Source organism: Pedobacter miscanthi (genome assembly GCF_003315595.1).
GTDB classification, from domain to species: domain Bacteria; phylum Bacteroidota; class Bacteroidia; order Sphingobacteriales; family Sphingobacteriaceae; genus Pedobacter; species Pedobacter miscanthi.
The window spans coordinates 1-1,365 of the sequence record NZ_QNQU01000067.1 but is presented as its reverse complement, the minus strand read 5'-3'; the positions used below and the strand labels follow the sequence as shown (position 1 = coordinate 1,365).

1 protein-coding gene is annotated in these 1,365 nt (G+C 33.2%); it reads right to left on the bottom strand.

The genetic code is table 11. The features are described from left to right. Window positions 1-58: 58 nt before the first annotated feature. The gene (locus DRW42_RS28355; RefSeq protein WP_244215384.1) at window positions 59-1,126 is read right to left on the bottom strand and encodes an IS110 family RNA-guided transposase; all 1,068 of its coding nucleotides are present in this window, start codon (window positions 1,124-1,126) and stop codon (window positions 59-61) included. Between the last annotated feature and the right edge of the window lie 239 nt (window positions 1,127-1,365).

The following is a 1,365-nucleotide window of genomic DNA, read 5'->3' as shown; positions in this document are numbered from 1 at the left end:
TCCGATAGATTCTGTGTTAATTTCCAAATAAAATATTTTATTTTTGTTTCGTAGGCAGTCAAGAACTAGCCAGTGTAGCGTCCTGATCCTTTAGGTTTAGTGCGCTACTTTCTTTTAAAGCTGAGTATTCTTTTTGATATTCTTGTTTGTTTTTATAAATCACATGTACCATTTCTAATAGCTTTCTTTGAACTGCTACAAGTGCTTTCATTTTAATTCCATCTTTTGAAACTATTCTAAGATAGATTTCTCCAAATTTTTTATCATGTTTAACAGCTACTAAGGCAGGTAAATACATTGCCTTTCTAAGATGCCTATTTCCCTTCTTCGATATTTTTGGTTTCCCTTTTACTGATGTTCCTGATTGTTTTTCTTTCACGTCCAAACCGGCATAACTTGTAAGTTGCTTTTTATTTCTGATCAGCTCAAACCCATTTGTTTCAGCCAAAACAATTATTGCGGTAAGTTTCCCAATTCCTGTTATACTACAGATACGTTTTATTTCTGTGTTTAAATTAACATCACCATTAACAATCATCTCCAAATCAGCTTTTATTTCTTTCTCTTGCTTATTCAACAGATAAATCCTTTCATTAAGTCGTTGCAGGCTGCGTTCATTCGGCTCCACTTCAGACTTCTCGGCATGGACCTGGTTCTTTACAGTAACCCGTTCACTTACAATCTGATCACGCTCTCTTGTAAGTTGTTGAAGCTTATGAAAGATTTTCTTAGGCTTATGCCATTGATCAAGATTTCTTTCCAATCCAAACTGTGCAATCGCCTCAGAACAACTTTTATCTGTTATGGTTTTGTTTTCAAGTGTTCGAATGTAATTACTGATTTTATTTGGCAGAACAATAGTTACTTCACGACCATGATTATAGAGGTAAAAGGCAAATTTTTGATGATAGATACCAGTAGCTTCCATTACAAAACGAACTTTAAATTCATTACTTGTAAGTTTTTTTATCCAATTTAATAAAGCTACAAAACCAGCCTCATTGTTTTTGAAAACTTTATGCGCATAGAGATCAATACTCAAATCATCGAACATTCTGCCAACAGTAACTACCAGTTCCTTTTGCGCAATATCTACACCTAATACTTCCTTTAATATTTTTTTCATCATTTTAAGTTTAATTATAAAGTGATGAATCCCCCTTCGTTTTTTCTCCTGGTTGGATATCCTGGATATTATGACATGCATAATTCCTTACATTCTGTTCAAACTCTAAGAGATAAAAAGGAAAGAGGTAATATCTATCGGTCAATATACTTCATGAGTTATTTAGCCATCGGTCTACTCTCAATCCTTTTCACTTTATGTTTACTAAATTAAACATTGTAAACATAGGAGTTATCGGA